Annotated in this window: 13 protein-coding genes; 12 read left to right on the top strand and 1 reads right to left on the bottom strand. The window is 40.2% G+C overall.

The features are described from left to right. Nucleotides 1–70 precede the first annotated feature (70 nt). The 7 genes from sufB to queG all read left to right on the top strand — a co-directional run bounded on the left by sufB (nucleotide 71) and on the right by queG (nucleotide 7,019). Nucleotides 71–1,519 (top strand): Fe-S cluster assembly protein SufB, encoded by a 1,449-nt coding sequence (sufB, locus tag BM130_RS05630; RefSeq protein ID WP_010526209.1) that lies wholly within the window; start codon nucleotides 71–73, stop codon nucleotides 1,517–1,519. A 54-nt stretch (nucleotides 1,520–1,573) separates the two neighbouring features. Then, complete coding sequence (sufC, locus tag BM130_RS05625) at nucleotides 1,574–2,332, top strand: Fe-S cluster assembly ATPase SufC (RefSeq protein WP_010526210.1); 759 nt, start codon at nucleotides 1,574–1,576, stop codon at nucleotides 2,330–2,332. Nucleotides 2,333–2,371: 39 nt separating this feature from the next. Beyond that, on the top strand, nucleotides 2,372–3,766 hold the full coding sequence (gene sufD / locus BM130_RS05620; protein WP_010526211.1) for a Fe-S cluster assembly protein SufD: 1,395 nt from the start codon (nucleotides 2,372–2,374) through the stop codon (nucleotides 3,764–3,766). Nucleotides 3,767–3,851: 85 nt separating this feature from the next. Further along, the gene (locus tag BM130_RS05615) at nucleotides 3,852–5,072 is read left to right on the top strand and encodes an aminotransferase class V-fold PLP-dependent enzyme (protein ID WP_010526212.1); all 1,221 of its coding nucleotides are present in this window, start codon (nucleotides 3,852–3,854) and stop codon (nucleotides 5,070–5,072) included. A 47-nt stretch (nucleotides 5,073–5,119) separates the two neighbouring features. Next, nucleotides 5,120–5,545 (top strand): SufE family protein, encoded by a 426-nt coding sequence (locus BM130_RS05610; protein ID WP_175560420.1) that lies wholly within the window; start codon nucleotides 5,120–5,122, stop codon nucleotides 5,543–5,545. Nucleotides 5,546–5,755: 210 nt separating this feature from the next. Further along, a complete protein-coding gene (locus tag BM130_RS05605) occupies nucleotides 5,756–6,073 on the top strand; it encodes an SUF system Fe-S cluster assembly protein (protein ID WP_010526214.1) in 318 nt (105 codons plus the stop codon). A 10-nt stretch (nucleotides 6,074–6,083) separates the two neighbouring features. Beyond that, nucleotides 6,084–7,019 carry a tRNA epoxyqueuosine(34) reductase QueG gene (gene queG / locus BM130_RS05600; protein ID WP_029626446.1) on the top strand — a complete coding sequence of 312 codons (936 nt, stop codon included), beginning with the start codon at nucleotides 6,084–6,086 and terminating at the stop codon, nucleotides 7,017–7,019. Between the two features lie 23 nt (nucleotides 7,020–7,042). Here queG and BM130_RS05595 read toward each other — a convergent pair whose 3' ends face one another. Then, a complete protein-coding gene (locus BM130_RS05595; protein ID WP_010526216.1) occupies nucleotides 7,043–7,453 on the bottom strand; it encodes a secondary thiamine-phosphate synthase enzyme YjbQ in 411 nt (136 codons plus the stop codon). A gap of 197 nt (nucleotides 7,454–7,650) precedes the next feature. On the opposite strand from BM130_RS05595, the gene BM130_RS05590 reads away from it, so the two are divergent. From BM130_RS05590 to BM130_RS05570, 5 genes are all read left to right on the top strand, one after another. Continuing rightward, the gene (locus BM130_RS05590) at nucleotides 7,651–8,508 is read left to right on the top strand and encodes an alpha/beta hydrolase (protein WP_010526217.1); all 858 of its coding nucleotides are present in this window, start codon (nucleotides 7,651–7,653) and stop codon (nucleotides 8,506–8,508) included. Nucleotides 8,509–8,585: 77 nt separating this feature from the next. After that, the gene (locus tag BM130_RS05585) at nucleotides 8,586–9,572 is read left to right on the top strand and encodes a GSCFA domain-containing protein (RefSeq protein WP_010526218.1); all 987 of its coding nucleotides are present in this window, start codon (nucleotides 8,586–8,588) and stop codon (nucleotides 9,570–9,572) included. 192 nt (nucleotides 9,573–9,764) lie between these two features. After that, nucleotides 9,765–11,699, top strand: a complete 1,935-nt coding sequence (locus BM130_RS05580; protein ID WP_010526219.1) for an amylo-alpha-1,6-glucosidase — start codon at nucleotides 9,765–9,767, stop codon at nucleotides 11,697–11,699. Next, complete coding sequence (locus BM130_RS05575; protein ID WP_010526220.1) at nucleotides 11,696–13,006, top strand: glycosyltransferase; 1,311 nt, start codon at nucleotides 11,696–11,698, stop codon at nucleotides 13,004–13,006. Before BM130_RS05580 ends, BM130_RS05575 begins: the two co-directional genes overlap by 4 nt. Nucleotides 13,007–13,270: 264 nt before the next feature. Continuing rightward, nucleotides 13,271–14,704 carry a glycoside hydrolase family 57 protein gene (locus tag BM130_RS05570; protein WP_010526221.1) on the top strand — a complete coding sequence of 478 codons (1,434 nt, stop codon included), beginning with the start codon at nucleotides 13,271–13,273 and terminating at the stop codon, nucleotides 14,702–14,704. Nucleotides 14,705–14,713: the final 9 nt, after the last annotated feature.

The raw sequence follows: 14,713 nt of genomic DNA, 5'->3' as shown, positions 1-14,713 counted from the left end.
GGGTTGATTTAAGATATTGGTTCATATATGAATTTTTAGTTGAGTATAGAGCGTATAGAGAGGAAATGCTATGACAACAGAACAAGATAAAATATTGGCGGAAGTCACCAAAGGTGAGTATAAATATGGGTTTTATACCGATATTGAGATCGATGCTCTTCCCAAAGGGTTGAATGAAGATGTAATCCGTGAGATTTCCAGACGGAAGGGAGAACCGGAATTTATGTTGGAATTCCGTCTTAAGGCTTATCGTCATTGGTTGACAATGGAAGCGCCCAAGTGGCCTCATTTAAAACTTCCCGAAATCGATTTTCAGGATATCATCTATTATGCTGCACCCAAGAGTAAGCCCAAGCTTAATAGTTTGGATGAGGTCGACCCGGAGCTCAAAGCTACTTTTGATAAATTGGGCATTCCTCTTGAGGAACAGAAACAGCTGGCAGGTGTAGCTGTTGATGCCGTGATGGATAGTGTTTCTGTAAAAACCACCTTTAAAGAAACCCTGGCCGAGAAAGGCATCATCTTTTGCAGTATAAGTGAGGCGATTCGAGAGCATCCCGATTTGATAAAACAATATTTGGGCAGTGTAGTGCCGCCTAATGATAATTATTTTGCGGCATTAAATTCGGCTGTTTTTTCTGATGGTTCGTTTGTGTTTATTCCTAAAGGGGTGCGTTGTCCGGTTGAGCTTTCGACCTATTTCCGTATCAATGCGCGGGATACCGGTCAGTTTGAACGTACGCTTATTGTGGCAGAAGACGATAGTTATGTTAGCTATTTGGAAGGATGTACGGCACCTATGCGCGACGAAAACCAGCTTCATGCCGCAATAGTTGAAATAATTGCGTTAGAAAGAGCAGAAGTTAAATACTCTACCGTACAGAATTGGTACCCTGGCGATAAAAATGGCAAGGGTGGTATCTATAATTTTGTGACCAAACGAGGCCTCTGTAAAGGCGATTATTCAAAAATATCCTGGACTCAGGTGGAAACCGGATCTGCTATTACCTGGAAGTATCCCAGCTGCGTTTTGATGGGCGACCACTCTTCCGGCGAGTTTTATTCCGTTGCCCTTACCAATAATTATCAGCAGGCTGATACCGGCACCAAAATGATTCATCTGGGTAAGAACACCAAAAGTTTAGTGGTGTCAAAAGGAATATCGGCCGGAAGAAGTCAAAACAGTTACCGTGGACTGGTCAAAGTTTCTAAAAAAGCAGAAAATGCCCGTAATTTTTCTCAGTGTGACTCCTTGTTGCTTGGTGATAAATGTGGGGCACACACTTTCCCTTATCTGGAAATTAATAATAATACGGCTAAAATAGAACATGAAGCTACTACTTCAAAAATTGGTGAAGATCAGATATTTTACTGCAACCAGCGTGGTATTGATACTGAAACCGCTGTCGGGTTAATTGTTAATGGATACGTTAAAGAAGTTATTAATCAATTGCCCATGGAATTTGCAGTTGAGGCACAGAAACTTCTTGAAATAAGTCTGGAAGGTAGTGTGGGGTAACAACATCCAATAAAATATTTTTTTCTAAGTCAAATTTTTCTCATTTATATTTCTATGCTTTCGATTAAAAATTTACACGCTAAAATAGATGATAAAGAAATACTAAGAGGCGTTGACCTCAAAGTAAAACCCGGAGAGATACATGCTATTATGGGTCCCAATGGTTCCGGGAAAAGTACTTTGGCTTCGGTGCTGGCAGGCCACGAAATGTTTGAAGTAAGCGAAGGCGAAGTACTTTTCAATGGAAAAGATATTCTGGAAATGGCCCCTGAAGACAGAGCTCGTGAAGGCTTGTTTTTAAGCTTTCAATATCCCGTTGAAATTCCCGGGGTTAGTATGGTTAACTTTCTTAGAACATCGCTGAACGAAATAAGAAAATATAAGGGGCAGGAGCCCATTTCGGCCAGTGATTTCCTTAAGCTGATGCGGGAAAAGAAAAAACTGGTTGATATCGATTCTAAACTTACTCACCGTTCGGTGAACGAAGGGTTTAGTGGCGGTGAAAAGAAGAAAAATGAAATTTTTCAGATGGTTATGCTCGATCCAAAGCTGGCAATCTTGGATGAAACTGATTCTGGGTTGGATATTGATGCTCTTAGGATCGTAGCTAACGGTGTGAATAATTGGAAACGGCCGGATAATGCCACTATTCTAATCACCCACTATCAGCGATTGTTGGAGTATATTGTTCCTGATTATGTTCATGTGCTCTATCGCGGACGTATTGTAAAAACAGGTGGAAAAGAGTTGGCTCAGGAACTGGAAGCAAAAGGATACGATTGGATTAAAAAAGAGTTTGAGGAGCAAGTGTAAACCTCCTTTAATGGAAAGAACTTTTAATATTTGAATTGAATGGACAATGCCATTAAAAATATTATTGGAAGAGATATCTCGTTGAGTACTCTTTTTGAGGAAAACAGACAGACTATTGAAGATAGTTCTTCCAAAGTATTGAATAATTTGCGTGAGCAGGCTTTGGAAGCTTTCCTTAAATTAGGAATACCTTCCAATAAGGTGGAGAATTATAAATATACCAATCTTCAACCTTATTTTTCGGGAGACTTTTCTTTTAGTCTCAATGCCCCGGACTTTACAGGAAGAATGGAGGATATTTTTTCTTGTGATGTAGAAACTCTGGATTCATTTACTATTTTTATTGTAAATGGCTGGTATTACTCTAATAATGGTTCAGCACTTTTACCTGAAGGAGTTCGGGTGGGGAGTCTGGCTGCCCTTGCTAAAGAAGACCCATCCTTTGTAGAAAAATACTATGGCAAGAACGCCCCCTGGCTTTCGGATGGATTAGTGGCACTGAATACCATGTTTGCCAGAGATGGTTTCTATATTCATATTCCGAAAGGGGTTGTCGTTGAGAAACCCATTCAGGTGGTCAATATTCTTTTGTCAGAAGAACCATTGATGACCAACCAGAGAAATCTTATTGTTCTGGAAGAAAATAGTGAGGCTCGTGTGTTGGTTTGTGACCACACCCTTTCTTCCGATAGATTTGTGGTTAATAATGTTACCGAAGGCTTTGTAGCACCTAACGCGCGTCTTGACTATTATAATTTGCAGAATCAACACAATGCCACTACTCAGGTGGCAGGGTTATATGTGGACCAGAAAGAGAATTCATACGTCAAGACCAATAATCTGACTTTACATACGGGAGTAGGCCGAAATAATATAGTACTAAAACTTTTGGGCAAGCACGCAGAAGGACATGCTTACGGATTATATCTGCTTGACAAGAATCAGCATGTAGATAATTTTTCATTTATTGACCATGCGGTTCCGGAATGTTTTAGCGATGAACTGTTTAAAGGAGTGTTGGATGATCATGCCACAGCAGCATTTACCGGCAAGATAATGGTACGTCCCGATGCTCAGAAGACCAACGCTTATCAAACCAATAATAATCTTTTGCTTACCAGGGATGCCAAAATAAATTCCCGACCACAGCTTGAGATTTATGCCGATGATGTGAAGTGTAGTCATGGTGCTACTGTTGGGCAATTAGATGAAGAAGCCATGTTCTATCTCCGTTCGCGCGGGATTAATAAGGATGAAGCCACTATACTATTGATGTATGCTTTTGCTTATGAGGTGATAGAAAAAATTAAAATGGACCCGTTACGGGAACAGATTCGTTCGTTGGTTGAAAAACGTTTCCGTGGCGAACTGGACAAGTGTCATTCGTGCGTAGTTTGCGGTCAAAAAGGCACCGGAAATACCTCTTGTTTGTAATGGCAACTAAATTATTTATTTTTGATTCCGGAGTCTGAAGGATTAATGCTTTCGGAAGCCGGAATTTTTTCATATTTATAAATATATGGGTTTAAACATTCAGGAAATAAGAAGCGACTTTCCTGTTCTTGCCGAAAAGGTATATGGCAAGCCGTTGGTCTATTTTGATAATGCAGCAACCACTCAAAAACCTGTTTCTGTAATTCAGGCTGAGGCTGATGTTTACAACCACTACAACAGCAATGTACACCGGGGCGTGCACCATTTGAGCAATGTTTGTACTCAGGCGTTTGAAGATGTTCGGAAAAAGGTCGCTTCTTTTATTCATGCTGCTTCTTCCGATGAAATTATCTTTACCAAGGGAACTACTGATTCAGTTAATCTTCTTGCCGGCTCTTTAGGTGATACCCTGTTTTCTGTTGGCGACGAGGTAATATTGTCGGAGATGGAGCATCACTCAAATATAGTTCCCTGGCAATTGCTTCAAAAAAGAAAGGGTATTGAGATAAAAGTTATTCCGGTAACCGATGAGGGTGAACTGGATTTAGATGCTTTTGAAAAACTTTTTTCTGCCAAAACCAAACTTGTTTCTGTTACCCATATCAGTAATGTTTTGGGCACAATTAATCCGATAGAAAAAATTATTGAAACAGCCCATAAACATGGAGTACCGGTGGTTATTGATGGAGCCCAGGCGGTCCACCATCTGCCAATAGATGTTCAAAAACTGGATTGTGACTTTTATGTTTTTAGTGGGCATAAAATGTATGGTCCTACAGGGGTAGGTGTTCTTTATGGAAAACGGAAATGGCTTGAAATAATGGAACCCTACCAGGGTGGTGGCGAAATGATTGATAAAGTGTCCTTTTCCGGCACAACCTTCAATGATATACCATATAAATTTGAAGCCGGCACACCAAATTTTGCCGGTGTTATAGCATTAGGTGCTGCTATTGATTATCTTCAGGAAAAAGGATTGTCTAAGCTTTGGGAATATGAGCACTCACTCTTTGAATATGCAGTTGAAAAGTTGAAAACTGTTCCCAATATACATTTTATTGGCAAGGCAAAAGCCCGAACCAGTGTCATCTCCTTCTTAATTGGAACGGCACATCCTTTTGATGTGGGTACTTTATTGGATAAACTTGGTTTTGCTCTTCGCACAGGTCATCATTGTGCGCAACCATTGATGGATCGTTTCGGTATTCCGGGTACTGTTAGGGCATCTTTTGCTTTTTACAATACTAAAGAAGAAATTGATAGGCTTGTGCAAGCTTTAGGGCAGATAGAAGGTATGCTTGGATAAATTTCAGGATATATTGTGGAAGGAGTTGTTATCTTTGCAAAAAAAAGATGATGACCATTAACGAAAAGCAAGACCAAATTATTGAAGAATTCTCTGCCTTTGACGATTGGATGGATAAATACTCCTTCCTCATTGAGCTGGGAAACGAATTGAATGTTTTGGAGGAGCAGCATCGCACCGACCAAAATCTTATTGACGGTTGCCAATCAAAAGTTTGGCTTCATGCCGAATTGAAAGACGGTAAAATTGAAATACAGGGCGACAGTGATGCCATTATTGTTAAAGGTATTGTTGCCCTCTTACTTCGTGTTCTGTCAGGACATACCCCCGACGAAATTCTTAATACCGAACTCTACTTTATTGATAAAATAGGATTAAAAGAACATTTATCTCCTACCCGTAGTAACGGATTAGTGGCTATGGTTAAGCAAATTAGAGCTTATGCATTGGCTTTTAAAGTTAAACAGGGATAAACTTCGTGTATTACTATTCCGTTGAAGTTTTCTTTCAGTAAATAATAAAGCGCCTGTCGATTAAGGGATACTTCATTTCAAACAATATCTTGTTTGTAATGTTATTAAGTCATAGCCCCAAGGTGATGTTTTACTGTTTTATATTGAAAGAGAAGTGTTAACCTCAATGGTATAGTCTTTTGGCAATTTAATACTAAACCCTTTAAAGTTATGGATCAAGAAAATTTAAATATAGAAAAAGAGGTTGTAAAAGTTTTAAAAACTATTTACGACCCTGAAATTCCGGTCAATATTTATGACCTGGGACTAATATATGAAATAGAAGCAAGAGAGAATGGCAAAGTTAGAATTGTGATGACCCTTACTTCCCCAAATTGTCCGGTAGCTGAATCACTTCCGGAAGAAGTGCATGAAAAGGTACAGGCATTGGAGGGTGTTGAAGATGTTGAGTTACATCTCACCTTTGATCCGCCATGGTCAAAAGATATGTTGTCAGAGGAAGCAATGCTTGAATTGGGTCTTTTGTGAGGGAGGAACCATGGATTTAGTTTCTCTGGAAAGAGGACGGTTAATTCGTGAGGAAGCCTTACGTTTAGGTTTCGATGAGGTGGGATTTACCTCTGTGGATGAGTTGAAGGAGGATTCATCTTTCCTGCAGAAATGGCTCGAAATGGGTTTTCATGCCGGAATGGAATATATGTCACGCAACGTTGAAAAGCGAATCAATCCTCAGAAGCTGGTTGAAGATGCTAAATCAGTGATAGTTGTCCTGCAGAATTATTATCCTTCTAAAAGTGATAAGTTGACATCAGGACTCAATCTGGCTAAATATGCCTATGGACGCGACTATCACAAAGTGCTCAAAAAACGACTTAAACAATTGATGAACTATATAAACTCTGACATTTCGGCAGAGGCTAAAGGCCGGTTTTTCGTTGATTCGGCACCTGTACTTGAGCGTTCTCTGGCAATAAGAGCAGGATTAGGATGGCGTGGGAAAAATACCAATCTTATCCATCCCCGTTTGGGGTCATTTGTTTTTATCGGCGAAATTTTTTTGAACATAGAACTTCCTTCTAATGAACCCATCAAAGAGGCGTGTGGAGGTTGTACCAGATGTATTGAAGCATGTCCGACCAATGCCCTTGTTGCGCCTTATCATTTAGATGCCAACAAGTGCATTTCGTATTTAACCATTGAGAATAAAAATGAAATACCTAATCGTTTTCGGGGGCAGATGAATGATTGGTTTTTTGGTTGTGATATTTGCCAGGATGTTTGTCCCTGGAATTGGAAAGCCCGACCCCATAAAGAGCCGGATTTTAGGCTTCGGCCCGTATTTCGTGAAATGTCAAAAGATGAATGGTTGATGATGGATGAAAAAACTTTTGATGAGATTTCGAAAGGCAGTCCTATTAGAAGAGCCGGTTTCAAAGGGCTTAAAAGAAATCTCAAATTTATTTCAGGAATCTAAGTTTTATTAAATCGGGGAAAGGATTATTTTTCAGAATCATAGAGCGTAACTACTACACGTCGTTCTTTTCGGGGACCATCGAATTCACATAAAAAGATATTTTGCCAGGTAGACAATCCCATTTTGCCATCGATTATGGGAATGGTTTCGGATGGTCCTACAAATCCGGCTTTCAAATGAGCATCCCCGTTATTGTCTTGAGCATCATGTAACCATACACCTTGCGGTATCATTTTACGCAGCCAGTTTATGACATCGGTTTGTACCGATTCGTCCCAATTTTCTTGAATCATAATGGCAGCGGTAGCACCCTGCACATAAACATTTACCAAGCCGGTCTTTATGTTGCTGTGTGCAACTACTGTGGCCACCTCACGGGTAATGTCAATTAACTGGTCGTGACTTTTGGTTGAAACGGTTATTATTTTTTGCATAGCTCTAAAATGCTAAGGTTTACAAAATGCCAAAATAATGGTATCAGCAAATAAATTTCAAATTTTTGGAACAAAGTTTGTTTAAAATTATTCGTATTTTCAATTATTAACTAAATTTAAGAATTCAAAACTTTGATGCGATGTGCCCTAACTTCAAATAATGATTTATTTTAATTAATTGAAATGTCTTTGGCAGTATGCAAAACAAAGAGTTTAACATGGTGACGAGTGACGGGACATTTTTGGTAGGCCGGTTGTGGAAACCTTCGGTCTCCCCTCATTCGGTTATTTGTTTAGTTCACGGAATTGGCGAACATTCCGGCAGATATGATAATTGGGCTCGTCGTTTCAATGAACAGGGGGTTATGGTTTATGCGTTGGATCTTAGAGGACATGGTTTATCAGAAGGCAAAAGAGGTCACATTATTCAACTGTCCGATTTTATGAATGATATTGATAGTTTGGTTAGACGCGTAAAATATAATTGGAGTGAGCTGCCTATTTTTTTATATGGTCACAGTATGGGCGGAAATCTGGTTTTGAATTTTATATTGAGAAAGAGATTTAAATTGGCAGGTGGTATAATTAGCTCTCCATGGTTGAAACTGGTTCATCCCCCTTCTTCAATAATGCTGAAGGGAGCACAATGGGCTGATTATTTTATGCCTGCCCTAAGATTGAAAACAGGCATACGCTCTACTCAACTATCAAGTGAAAAGGAGGTTCAGGAACAAAAAGAACACGACCCATTGGTGCATGATAAAATCTCTTTGCGATTGTTTTTGGAGTTGTCAAAAGGGGCTAATGAAATCATTTCCCGAGCCAACAGGATTACGATTCCAATGTTTTTTGCTCATGGAACGGAGGATGACATAACTGATTTGGCAACTACCCGTCAGGTTGCAGATAAGGTCTCCGGACCTTCCGTATTTTTGCCTGTTGAGGGGGCCCGTCACGAAATACATAATGAACCGGGAGCCGATAACCTATTCACGAGCATTAACGGGTGGATGAAACAAATATGTAATCCTGAGCTAAAAAAAGAACATGCTTAAGTTTTCTTTTTTTAAATAAACTATATCAATACTCTAATTTATTACTTATATTACAGGATAGTAAAGCAAATAGTAAAATGTCGTCTGAATTTAGAACCATTGTTGATATCGGTAAATTTGAATCCAACTTTGATGTTGGCTCAAGAGCGCTGCTATTAGGATCTTGTTTTACAGATAATATTGGTTCTAAATTTACGGAAAACCGGCTGAATGCTCTGGTTAATCCTTTGGGCGACATATACAATCCTGTTTCGATAGCCCGGTTGCTTAACAGAGTAATTGAGCAGCACTACTGCGATCAGGAGGAGCTTGTTGAGCAAAATGGCCTGTGGCATCATTTTGATTTTCATGGCCGGTTTAGCGGTACAAATAAAAATGAAGTTTGTGCTAATATCAATCGCACCGTACAAGAATGCGGTCAATTTTTAAAGTCGGCCGATTTTCTTTTGTTAACATTTGGCACATCTTTCGTCTATGAACGTACCGATACCTCAGAGATTGTGACCAATTGTCATAAATTTCCTTCAGACTTTTTTATTCGTTACCGCCTGGAACCGGAAGAGATTATTACACTTTATAAAGAACTCATCGTTTCTTTGAGGGTTTTTAATCCCGGTTTGAAAATAATTTTTACGGTGAGTCCTGTACGACACTGGAAAGATGGCGCCCATCAGAATCAGGTTAGTAAGGCGGCACTGTTTTTGGCCGTCGATAAACTATGTGAGGTATTTGAAAAAGTATGGTATTTCCCGGCATACGAAATTTTAATGGATGATTTGAGGGATTATCGTTTTTATGATGAGAGGATGTTTAATCCTTCAGCAGTGGCTGTTGAATATATATGGAATCGATTTGTAAATGTATTGTTTACTCCTCGCGCACAAAAATTTTTGCAAAAAATAGAAAAAGTGAAAAAAGCGCGCAATCATCGATTTTTACATCCTAACGCGGAATCTCAGCGTCGTTTCGCCCATAAAATGCTTCGACTCGTTGATGATATAGAGCAAGAGTTCCCCGAGATTGTTCTATCTGCTGACAGAGAATATTTTTCACAATGGCTCTGATTGCTTATTGCCTGTTTTTTTGTTTATACTAAAATTCTACTTTAATATTTGTTTAAATTCCTTATACTTATCGTTTCCCGGTTGATTTTTGGAAGTTTTCTCCTTACCTTTTGGTTTTCTGAGTAAGAGTCTTTTTCTCTGCAAATTGACTGCTCATTAATCCTGATTTTTCAGAATTGCAAAATATTTCCTATGACTTATTATCACCTCGACAAGTCCAGACTTGTCAATCTTGAGTATTCTTTATACCGGGAGATCCTTCGTACCAATCGTGCAGGGTCGTATTGCAGTACCACCATTATTGGTTGCAATACACGCAAATATCATGGTTTGCTGGTATGTCCTCTTAAACAGTTTGGGGACGAGCATTATGTGTTGCTCTCTTCTCTTGATGTATCAATTGTTCAACATGACCAGATTTTCAATTTAGGTATTCATAAATACCATGGCAGTCATTATGACCCTAAAGGACATAAGTATTTGACCGGCCTTGAGGTGGATGATATTCCCAAAAGATATTACAGGGTAGGAGGTGTTATTCTTTCTTTAGAAATGGTATTGGCCGAAAAAGAAGAGCAGTTATTGTATAAGATTACGCTGGAAGAAGCCAATTCAGAAACTTTTATTAGAGTCAGACCCTTTCTTGCCTTTAGAAATGTGCAAGAATTGACTTTCAGAAATATGGATGCCAATATTAGGTATCAGCAGGTGGAAAGGGGTATTGCGCTCAGAATGTATGAACAGTTCCCCTACCTCTTTCTCCAGTCGAGCAAAGATGTTGAATTTGTTCATATGCCTGATTGGTATTTGGGAATTGAATATTTGAAAGAACAAAACAGAGGATATGATTATCAGGAAGACCTTTTTGTGCCCGGCTATTTTGAAACTGAGCTTAAAGTAGGAGAGAGTATTGTTTTTTCGGCCGGAACATCGCCTGCCAAAACAGGCGGCCTCAAAGCAAAATACACCCGTGAAAAGAAAAAACGGATTCCCCGCGACAGCATGATTAACAATCTGCTCAACTCGGGCCAGCAGTTTTTAATGATAAAAGGGAAAGAAGCTCGTTTAACGGCAGGATATCATTGGTATAATGAACGTCGAAGAGATACCCTTCTGGCTTTACCCGGTCTGTCGGCATACCAGGATGATAAGTCTATTTATTTAAACATATTGGACCATGTTGCAAGTGAAATAGAGTCCTTCTATTTGGAGCCTAATACCAATCGCATGACGGATATTGATGTTCCGCTATGGTTTTTCTGGACGGTTAGTGAATGTGATTCTGACTGGAATTTTCCCCAACTGTGGAAAAAATACCACACTTTGATGCAGAAAATTCTTGAGTATTACAAGGGGCTTAAAGAGGGCTGTGTTCGCATGGATAACTCAGGATTATTGTTCGCCAAAAAAGAGGGTGTTCCTTATACGTGGATGGATGCTATGGCCGAAGGCCAACCGGTAACCCAACGAGCGGGATATACTGTTGAGCTGAATGCTTTATGGTTCAATGCGCTGATGTATTTTGCCACGTTAACAGCCAATATGGGTCAGGAAGAACAGGCAGCCGGATATTTTGATTTGGCAGAAAAAGTAAAGAATGCTTTTGTTGCAACCTTTGTGAAGGAAGAGGGGACAGGCTTATTCGACGTAGTAGATGGTGAGTTTAAAGATGATTCAATCCGTCCCAACCAAATATTTGCGGCTGCTCTTCCGTTTTCGCCTCTCGGATTGGAACAAAGAAAAGCTGTTGTGGATGTTGTTAAAAAGGAGCTTCTGACCCCTCGCGGATTGAGAACCTTATCCCCTCAGGACCCTAAATACAAGGGAATTTATGAAGGTAATCAAACGCAAAGGGACCGTGCCTTGCACCAGGGGACCGTTTTCCCCTGGCTGGCCGCTTTCTTTGCCGAGGCTTATCTGGATATTCACAAGCAGGGAGGATTAACTTTCGTGAAGCGTATGTTGGACGGCTTTGAAGAGGAGCTGGAAAACCACTGTATTGGTACCATATCGGAATGTTTTAACGGTAACCCGCCGCATATAGGAAAGGGTGCAGCATCGATGGCCTGGAATGTTGCCGGAGTATTGCATATCATTAAGTTAATTGAAAAATACAGTAGTTTATGAGAGTGTTAATGTTTGGGTGGGAATTTCCGCCTCACATATCGGGAGGTCTTGGTACCGCTTGTTTTGGTCTTACAAGGGGATTATCATATATCCCTGACCTGCAGGTACTGTTTGTTGTCCCAAAAGCCTTCGGTGATGAAGAGGTAAAGGGAATGAGTCTCATTGGTGCTAATCATGTGCCGGTCAAACACCGTAAGCTTTTCATGAAGTATTTTAATGGCACTCTGGATTATATCGAGGTTGGAGCCAAATTGATGCCCTATACTCAACCCGATGAATATTATCGACTTAAAAAATCGGAAAAGACTAAGAAAAAAGAGCAATATATTCAGACCGATGAAATGGGCTTATTACCTTTTTCCGGTGCCTATGATGGTGATTTGTTGCAGGAAATTCATAATTATGCTCTTGTAGCCAATATTATTGCTCAGGATTATTCCTTTGATGTGATACATGCCCACGACTGGCTTACCTACCCCGCAGGCATCGCTGCTAAAGAAGCTGCCGGAAAGCCCCTGGTGGTTCATGTCCATGCTACCGACTTTGACCGTAGCGGTGGAAGTGCTAATCCTGCGGTCTTTAATATCGAGAAAAGGGGAATGGAAGCCGCCGATAAGGTCATTGTGGTGAGCAACCTTACCAGGCGTACCGTAATTGAAAAATATGGTATCCCCGAAGAAAAAATTACCACTGTTTACAATGCTGTGGAACCCTATGTCCATAAGGAGAAACCTCTATATAAAAAAGGTATCAACGAGAAATTGGTCACTTTTCTGGGAAGAATCACCATGCAAAAAGGACCTGAATACTTTGTAGAGGCTGCCAGTCGGGTGTTGCAACGTATCGATAATGTGCGGTTTGTGATGGCCGGAAGTGGAGATATGATGCATCGGATGATTCGTCGTGCCGCACAGCTAAAAATTATGGATAAATTTCATTTTACCGGTTTTCTCAGGGGAGAGGAAGTTTTTTCTATGCTGGCCATGAGCGATTTGTATGTTATGCCATCGGTTTCTGAACCTTTTGGTATTTCACCTCTGGAAGCCATGCAAAGTAATGTGCCTGTACTGATTTCACATCAGTCGGGGGTTGCCGAAATCCTCACCTATGCCATTAAAACCAATTTTTGGGATGTTGATGCCATGGCCGATGCCATTTATGGTGTACTGAAGTATCCTTCACTGTCGAAGATGTTTGTTAAACATGGGAGGAAGGAGGTGGAATCTTTAAAATGGGAAAAATCAGCCCTTAAGGTTAAAGAAATTTACGATGGTTTGCTGACAGCCGGCAGTCAGAAATCCGGGTAATGTCAGCAATTAATAGGAGCCTTTCGATACCTTAACTAATGAAACGAGCATGGCGGCTTTTGCCACAAAAGAGCATGTATAAACGACAAAGGCAGAAGAAGTCAATAGTCGTTAGTGATTAGTCAATAGTCAACAGTCATTAGTGATTAGCGTTGATTAACTAATTACTAATTACTAACCACAAACAACTAACCACTAACAACAAACCACTGTTGACTGCTATTAAGAAACAATATATCAATAAAGTAAGTAAAATTTATACGAATGAAGACAGTTTGTTTATACTTCCAGGTTCATCAGCCATTTCGTTTTCGAAGATATCGCTTTTTCGATATAGGAAATGATCATTACTATTTTGATGATTATACCAATGAATCCATACTTAACAAAATTGCCACCAATTGCTATCTGCCAACCAATGAGTTGTTATTGCGGCTTATTGAAAAATTTAAGGGAAAATTTAAGGTGTCATTCAGTATTACGGGGGTTGCCATAGAGCAGTTTAAGCTCTATGCCCCCGAGGTGCTTGAAAGTTTTAAAAAGCTTGCCGACACCGGGTGTGTGGAATTTTTGGGAGAGACCTATGCGCACTCTTTGGTGGCATTGAAAGATGAAGCTGCATTCAGGCAGCAGGTGATGTCCCATTCCGATTTGATGGAGGAATTATTTGGGAAACGTCCTGTTGTTTTTCGAAATACCGAACTCATTTATTCCGACCAAATCGGCGAAATGGTGGCACGAATGGGCTTTAAAGCCATGCTCACCGAAGGTGCCAAACATGTTTTGGGGTGGAAAAGTCCTAACTTCTTATACTGCAATGTTCTGAATCCAAGGTTAAAGGTGTTGCTTAAAAATTTTAAGCTCAGCGATGACATTGCTTTCCGCTTTGGCAATAAAGAATGGAGCGAATGGCCTCTGACCGGTAGTAAATTTGCCGGTTGGATTAGGCAATTGGATAGAAAGGAAGAAGTGGTTAACCTCTTTTTGGACTACGAAACCTTTGGTGAACATCAACGCAAAGAGACCGGTATCTTTGAGTTTTTGGAATATTTGCCTGCCGAAATCTTACGATACAGGTCGCTCAAATTTGGAACCCCTTCTGAGATTGCGGCCGAATTACAGGTGGTGGCACCCGTTAAAGTTCCCAATCCCGTTTCCTGGGCCGATGAAGAACGTGACCTTACCGCCTGGTTGGGCAATGAAATGCAGCAGGAAGCTTTTGACAAACTGTACGACCTTTTGCCCAAAATGAGTCGTTGTACCGACTCAAAATTACTTCAGGATTGGAACTACCTGCAATGCAGTGACCATTTATATTATATGTGTACCAAGTTCTTTTCCGACGGGGATGTGCACGCATATTTTAACCCCTATGAAACCCCTTACGAGGCTTTTATCAATTATATGAATGTGTTGAGCGATTTTTCCCTGAGACTAAATGCCGCGGTGCCGTCTAATTCGGAACAAAAAGAACTGGCTGGTCTGACAACTATTCTGGAAGAAAAAGACAGCAAAATCAAAAAACTTGAAGAAGAGTTGAATTTGATTCGCAGCCGAAAGCGAAAAAGCAAAGTAAAAAAAGACGGTGTTAAGAAGCGCAAAACTACTGCAAAGGACGTCAGTGCTTCTACATCGGAAAAGCCCGAAAGCAAGGCTAAAAAAGAAGTGAAACCTAAGAAAGTTAATAAGGTTACTTAAAAAGGCAGA

The sequence above is a fragment of the Thermophagus xiamenensis genome (genome assembly GCF_900112795.1).
In the GTDB taxonomy this organism is placed as follows: domain Bacteria; phylum Bacteroidota; class Bacteroidia; order Bacteroidales; family Marinilabiliaceae; genus Thermophagus; species Thermophagus xiamenensis.
This window is presented reverse-complemented; position numbering and strand designations above follow the sequence as displayed.

Bases quoted from the DNA above. Each gene is read 5' to 3' on its own strand.
- BM130_RS05615 (WP_010526212.1), top strand. From the start codon at position 3,852: ATGGGTTTAAACATTCAGGAAATAAGAAGCGACTTTCCTGTTCTTGCC.
- sufC (WP_010526210.1), top strand. From the start codon at position 1,574: ATGCTTTCGATTAAAAATTTACACGCTAAAATAGATGATAAAGAAATA.
- BM130_RS05595 (WP_010526216.1), bottom strand. From the start codon at position 7,453: ATGCAAAAAATAATAACCGTTTCAACCAAAAGTCACGACCAGTTAATT.
- BM130_RS05605 (WP_010526214.1), top strand. From the start codon at position 5,756: ATGGATCAAGAAAATTTAAATATAGAAAAAGAGGTTGTAAAAGTTTTA.
- queG (WP_029626446.1), top strand. From the start codon at position 6,084: ATGGATTTAGTTTCTCTGGAAAGAGGACGGTTAATTCGTGAGGAAGCC.
- BM130_RS05590 (WP_010526217.1), top strand. From the start codon at position 7,651: ATGCAAAACAAAGAGTTTAACATGGTGACGAGTGACGGGACATTTTTG.
- sufD (WP_010526211.1), top strand. From the start codon at position 2,372: ATGGACAATGCCATTAAAAATATTATTGGAAGAGATATCTCGTTGAGT.
- BM130_RS05575 (WP_010526220.1), top strand. From the start codon at position 11,696: ATGAGAGTGTTAATGTTTGGGTGGGAATTTCCGCCTCACATATCGGGA.
- BM130_RS05610 (WP_175560420.1), top strand. From the start codon at position 5,120: ATGATGACCATTAACGAAAAGCAAGACCAAATTATTGAAGAATTCTCT.
- BM130_RS05585 (WP_010526218.1), top strand. From the start codon at position 8,586: ATGTCGTCTGAATTTAGAACCATTGTTGATATCGGTAAATTTGAATCC.
- sufB (WP_010526209.1), top strand. From the start codon at position 71: ATGACAACAGAACAAGATAAAATATTGGCGGAAGTCACCAAAGGTGAG.
- BM130_RS05570 (WP_010526221.1), top strand. From the start codon at position 13,271: ATGAAGACAGTTTGTTTATACTTCCAGGTTCATCAGCCATTTCGTTTT.
- BM130_RS05580 (WP_010526219.1), top strand. From the start codon at position 9,765: ATGACTTATTATCACCTCGACAAGTCCAGACTTGTCAATCTTGAGTAT.